At 71.6% G+C, this 6,330-nt stretch carries 3 protein-coding genes; all 3 read left to right on the top strand.

The genetic code is table 11. From position 1 onward, the window contains the following. Positions 1 to 571 precede the first annotated feature (571 nt). The 3 genes from ACYVO2_RS34565 to ACYVO2_RS34555 all read left to right on the top strand — a co-directional run bounded on the left by ACYVO2_RS34565 (position 572) and on the right by ACYVO2_RS34555 (position 6,212). Complete coding sequence (locus tag ACYVO2_RS34565) at positions 572 to 3,049, top strand: helicase associated domain-containing protein (RefSeq protein ID WP_461012061.1); 2,478 nt, start codon at positions 572 to 574, stop codon at positions 3,047 to 3,049. Positions 3,050 to 3,264: 215 nt separating this feature from the next. Beyond that, entirely contained in the window at positions 3,265 to 3,711 is a 447-nt protein-coding gene (locus ACYVO2_RS34560) for a hypothetical protein (protein ID WP_461012060.1), read from the top strand. Continuing rightward, positions 3,708 to 6,212, top strand: a complete 2,505-nt coding sequence (locus ACYVO2_RS34555; protein ID WP_461012059.1) for a tetratricopeptide repeat protein — start codon at positions 3,708 to 3,710, stop codon at positions 6,210 to 6,212. Before ACYVO2_RS34560 ends, ACYVO2_RS34555 begins: the two co-directional genes overlap by 4 nt. Positions 6,213 to 6,330: the final 118 nt, after the last annotated feature.

The raw sequence follows: 6,330 nt of genomic DNA, 5'->3' as shown, positions 1-6,330 counted from the left end.
CCCGCGGAGCGGGATCCCAGGCGCTGCCGCGCCTGGCAGGGACTGCCTCCGCTGACGCTCCGGCAGCCCGCCCGCGCAAGCGCGGGCGGGGCATTCCGCAAGCGGAATGCGAACAGCGGAATTCCGCGCAAGCGCGGAATTGAGCGGATTCCCGCAAGCGGGAATCCGAAAAGCAGGCAGCAAGGGCAGGGGGCGGCCGCGCCCTGCCCGATGCACGCGTAGAGTTGCGAACTACCAGCCACTACCCTCACAAGACGCGGCGTCACCACCCCCGCACAGCCCACCCCATGACACGGCCCCCGCCGCAACCGAACCCAACACTCCATCACAATGGGCAGACACCGAACAGCGAGCCACCCAACCGGCCGAAGCACCCACCCACACATCCATCGGATGCCCCGCATCCGAGACGGCGAAGGCACACCGACAGGGGATGACTAAAGCGCGATGCGTCACACTGATGCATCGCGTAGAGTTGTGCTCCGATCGCCACCCCCTCCCCGGCCCTTGGATTCAGTGTCGAGGGAAACCAGCACACCCCGCCCGGGAAAGCCATAGCAGGAGGTCAGGAATGCCGAGGAACGCGGCCACCGTACAACTGCGACCCCACCAGGCGGAAGCCGTGGAAGCCATCGTGAAAGGCCTCGACATTCCCCCGGGACGCCGTATCCCCCGCGAAGGGCTGCGGGCGACGGCGGTGGCACCGTGCGGAAGCGGCAAGACCTACATCGCCGCAGCCGCAGCACACCGCCTCGCACCCCGCGGCCGCGTCCTGGTCCTGGTGCCCACCCTCGACCTGCTCACCCAGACCGTGCGCGAGTGGCGGAAGGCCGGCCACACCGGCCCCGCCGTCGCGGTGTGCTCCCTCGCCGAGGACACCTCACTGTGGGCAGCCGACGTCCGGGCCACCACCATCCCGCCCCAGCTCGCCCTGTGGCACGGCACCGGCCCGGTGACCGTCTACGCCACCTACGCCTCCCTGCCGGTCCTGGAAGAGGCCTGCGCCGGCACCTACGGACAGCAGATGGACCCCTTCGACCTCATCGTCATCGAAGAAGCGCACCGCACTTCCGGCTCGCTGGGCAAGGCCTGGGCCGCCGTCCACGACAACACCGTCATCCCGGCCGTCCGACGGCTCTACATGACCGCCACCCCCCGCATCTGGCAGGACCGGCCACCCACCTGGCAGGTGCGGGAAGGATCCTGGGACCCGCTGCCGCAGGAACTGGCCGCGTCGATGGACGATGAGACCATTTTCGGGCCCCGCGTATACGAAATGTCGCTCGCACAAGGAATCTCCCTCGGACTGCTCGCTCGGTATCAGATCATTGTTGTGGAATTGGAGGATCCGGAAATCACTCCGGAAGTTCTGCGCAGCGAGGAAGGAAAAGAGGAACGCGTCCGGGGTTTGCGGATGGGTGCGCTCCAAGCGGCGATTTTGCGCACGGCGGTGGAGCACCGGTTGCAGACGATGATCACCTTCCATCACCGGGTGATCGAGGCGCAGGCGTTCTCCGAGGGCCTGGCCGGGGTGGCGAAGAAGCTGCACGCGGCGGACCCGGAGCGGTACCCGGCCAGGGTGTGGGCGGGCTGGCTGAAGGGCGATCACGAGGCGGACAAGCGGCGGGGAGTGCTGGGGGAGTTCGCCACCCGGGCCGGGCTCGCTGTGCTGTCCAACTGCCGGGTCCTTGGAGAGGGCGTCGATATCCGTGCGGTGGACTCGGTCGCCTTGATCGACCCCAAGGGGTCGGCGGTGGACATCGTGCAGGCCATCGGGCGGGCGCTGCGGCAAAAGCCCGGCCAGGGGAAGCTGGCGTCCCTGATCGTGCCGGTGTTCCTCAAGCCGGGTGAGCGGTCGGAGGACATGTTCACCTCCGCCAGCTACCAGCCCCTGGTGAAAGTCCTGCGCGGGCTGCGGGCCCATGATGAGCGGGCGGTGGAACTCCTCGCCGTCCCGGAGACGAACAGCCCCAAGAACCCCAGCGAAACGATCGGCACCCCGCCGGAGGAAGGCGAAGAGGAATCACGGCTGCTGCTGCGGTTCTCCACGAAAAGGGACCCGGTGATGGTCGCGGACTGGGTCAGCTTCAACATCATCGACGTCGAACGCACCGACTGGCGGCGCGGGTACGCGGCGGCGCGCCGCTACCAACGGCGCACCGGGAACCTGCTCGTGCCGTATGGGTTCACCGACCCGCAGACGCAGTACCCGCTGGGGCGGTGGATCCACGACCAGCGCACCGCGTACACGGCCGGGACCATGACCGGACTGCGCATCCGCCGACTCGAGGCGCTCGGCATGGTGTGGTCGGCCGAAGAGCTGGCGTGGCAGGAGAACCTCGCGGCCCTGGCCGCCTACGCCGACCAGCACGGCACCCTCGCCGCACCCCGCGGCGCCGCCGCGCTGGGCAAACAGGTGGGGGTACTGCTGTCCAACCTGCGCCGGGAGGGCGGGTTGGGCAAGGATCCCGAGCGGGCCGCCCGGCGGGCGGCGCAGCTCGCGGCGCTGGACCCGGACTGGCGACCGGCCTGGCCCATCGACTGGCAGCGGAACTACGCGATGCTGCGGCAGTGCCTGGACGGCGGAGCGACGCTCGCGGAAGTCCTGCCCGGGGTGACGGTTGGCGGGATCGACGTCGGGCGGTGGTTGGAGCGGCAGCGGCAGCCGACGGTGTGGGCCAAACTCCAACCCGGACAACGCCAACGCCTGGAGACGCTCGGCATCCAGCCCGCTCCCGGGCAGGGGCCCGGTGACGCCGGGGGCGGGGCGGCGGCGAGCGGCAGAAAGGGCCGCGGGAATGGCGCCGATGCCTTCCAGCGAGGCGTGGAAGCCCTGCGGCGGTTCCGGGAGCGGGAGGGGCACGTACGCGTCCCACGCGGGCATGTAGAGACCTGGACAGCCGACGGAGACGGAGGCGGGGACGGGGGCGGGGGCGGGCAGGAAGTGGCGGTGCGGCTGGGGGTGTGGCGCAGCAACATGCGCACCCGACGGGAGCGGCTCACGCCTGAGCAGTTCCACCTCCTGGACGAACTCGGCCTCTTCGACTGAGCGCGGGAGGCGCGAGCGGGCGGTCCCGGCCGTATGGCGGGCTGGCCACGCACAGCTTGGCGGCCGAGGGCTGGGGTTCACCGAAGGGCCCGTTCCGCTGCGTTGCTCGGTTGTGACGTGGCCGGTGTGTGGTTGCCCGGACAGGTGAGCGGTCGGCCCGGCAGCATGGAGGGATGGCGGGGAGAACACGCGTCGCAGCAGGGGCTGTTGCCGCGGTGTGTGGCCTGGTTTCAGCAGGACTGCTGGCCTTGGTGGTGGCGGTGGACCTGGAGACGGCCGGGCAGGTCGCGGGCATCGCCGGCAGCGTCGCCGGGCTGGCCGGCCTGGCCGTCGCCGTGCACGCCCTGCACCGCACACCCACCACCCCGCAACCACCAACCCCAGGCACCACGACACCGGGCGCCGGGCCGGGACCGGGCAGGGCTGCACCGACGAGCCCCGGCGCACGGTCGGTGACGGCCGGTGGCGGCATCGGCCGCGCCGTCACCGGCGACCACAACCACCTCACCACGCCGACGCCTCCCCTGCCCGCGTCGGCGGGCAGCAGTGCGGCGGGCGCGGCCCCGGCCGGCCCGGCAGGCACCACGTCGGCGGGGGAGCGTTCCGTGGTCGCGGGCGGGGACATCGGTGAAGCGATCACCGGGGACGGCAACCACACATGACACCCCCACTCCCCTGGCGACGACGCAAGGACAGGACACCGCCCGCGCAGCCCTGTCCGGCGCCGGCCCCCGAGGGCGGTGAGGTGCCGGACGGCGGCCCCAGCGCGAACACCGACACAGCCGCCTCGCCCGCCTCGGCGCAGCCCGCACCGTCCGCCGCAGCGGCGCACAATGCGGCCGCCGGGCCGGGTGGAGGCGGCCAGCGGGCGGCCACCGTCGGCGGCGATGCCGGCACCGTCATCACCGGCGACCACACCCACATGCCCGTCACCGACCAGCGCGGGCAGGTGCACAACACCGTCAGCGGCGGACAGCACGGCGCGGTGGTGCAGACGGGCCCGGTCGAGCATCTCCACCTCACCGCCGGCCCGAAGGTTCCCGGCCGGTTGGCGGATCCGGCGCGGTGGCCGGTCGCCGCGTCGTGGGACGCGCTGGCCGCGGGCGCGCACCGGGCCCGGCCCGGCGACGACGGCGACGCCGTGCCCCCGTACATCCCCCGCGACATCGACACCGTGCTGCGCGAGCGGCTGGCGGCCGCCGGGAGGGACGGCGGGATGGTGCTGGTGGTCGGGGACTCCACCGCCGGCAAGACCCGCGCCGCCCACGAAGCCCTGCGCACCACCCTGCCCGAGCACCGCGTCCTCGCCCCAGCGGTCGGTGCCGAGCTCCCTGCGGCGGTGGAGGCCGTCGAGCGCGGCGGTGTGGCCTGTGTGGTGTGGCTGGACGATGTGGAGAAGTACCTCGGCCCCGGAGGGCTGGAGCCGGGACTGCTCGCGGAACTGGTACGGCTGCGCGTGCCGGTGCTGGCCACCATGCGGGCAAAGCAGTGGGAAGCGTTCACCCGGCCCGCCGCCGACCAGGCCGCTCAGGGCGGGGATCGTGGCGGGTACCTGGCCGCCGACCTCGGCGCGAAAGTCCTCAACCAGGCAGAACCTATTGAGCTGGACCGCATCTGGAGCGAGGGCGAGCTCAAGCGAGCTGGGGAGTGTGATGACGAGCGGATCGTGGACGCCACCGTCCACCACGGGCCCTACGGCATCGCCGAATACCTCGCCGCCGGCCCCGCACTCCTGACCGAATGGCGCCGCGCCTGGCGCCCGGGCGGCCACCCCCGCGGCGCCGCGTTGGTCGCCGCCGCCGTCGACCTCACCCGCACCGGACTACGCGCCCCCTACACCACCAACCTCCTCGTCGGGCTCCACGAGCACTACCTCAAGGACAAGGGCGGAGCCCGGCTACGCCCCGAGCCCGTGGAGAAGGCGCTGGAGTGGGCGGCGCGGGTGCGCTACGGCGCCACCGGCCTCCTCAACCCCGCAGACACCGACAACGACATCAGCAGCAGCGGCGCCGGTGGGGAACCCGGCGGACCGCGGGCAGGAGCGTGGGAGGCGTTCGACTACCTCGTCGACCACACCACCAGCCCCATACCCAAGACGGCCTGGCACACCGCACTCCACCACACCACCGACACCAGCACACGGTTCGCCATCGGCGTGCACGCCTACCAGCACCACGCCATGGACATCGCCGAGACCGCCTGGCGCACCGCAGCCAACGCCGGACACCCCGACGCCGCCTGCAACCTCGGCGTCCTGCTCCAGGAGACCGGGCGGGTGGAGGAAGCCGAGACCACCTGGCGCACCGCAGCCAACAACGGACACCTCGTCGCCGCCTACAACCTCGGCAACCTGCTCCACGAGGCCGGACGGGTGGAAGAAGCCGAAACCCGCTGGCGCACCGCAGCCGACGGCGAACATCCCGTCGCCGCCTACAACCTCGGCGTCCTGCTCCACCAGACCGGACGGCTCGAAGAAGCCGAAACCCTCTACCGCACCGCAACCAACAACGAATTCCCCAGCGCCGCCTACAACCTCGGCGTCCTGCTCCACCAGACCGGACGGCTCGAAGAAGCCGAAACCCTCTACCGCACCGCAACCAACGACGAACATCCCGTCGCCGCCTACAACCTCGGCGTCCTGCTCCACCAGACCGGACGGCTGGAAGAAGCCGAAACCGCCTGGCGCACCGCAACCAACAACGAACATCCCGGCGCCGCCTACAACCTCGGCAACCTGCTCAGCGAGACCGGACGGCTGGAAGAAGCCGAAACCGCCTGGCGCACCGCAACCAACGCCGGACACCCCGACGCCGCCTACAACCTCGGCAATCTGCTCCACAAGACCGGGCGGCCGGAGGAAGCCGAAGCCATTTGGCGCACCGCAGCCGACGCCGGACACACCAAAGCCGCCAACAACCTCGGCGCCCTGCTCTACAAGGCCGGGCGGCTGGACGAAGCCGAGGCCGCCTGGCGCGCCGCAGCCGACGCCGGACACACCAAAGCCGCCAACAACCTCGGCGCCCTGCTCTACAAGGCCGGGCGGGTAGAGGAGGCTGTGGCGGTGCTGGAGAGTGCGGCGCAGGCCGGGCACGAGCAAGCTCGGCAGCTACTGCGGGTTCTGGGTGTGTCGGTTGGGGAGGAGGGGGATGGAGAGTTGGGGTGACGGGGGCAGTCGGTTCGGCGGTGGTCGGCTCACCTTGGCTGCGGGCGGCGGGGCACGCAGGGGCCGGTGGTGCAGCCGTCGCGTCCGCGGAGCCGCAGCCCTGGGGTCCTCGGGGTGG

The organism is Streptomyces capparidis (genome assembly GCF_054782095.1).
Note: the sequence above shows the minus strand (reverse complement) of the source record. Positions and strands in the feature narration are given on the sequence as shown.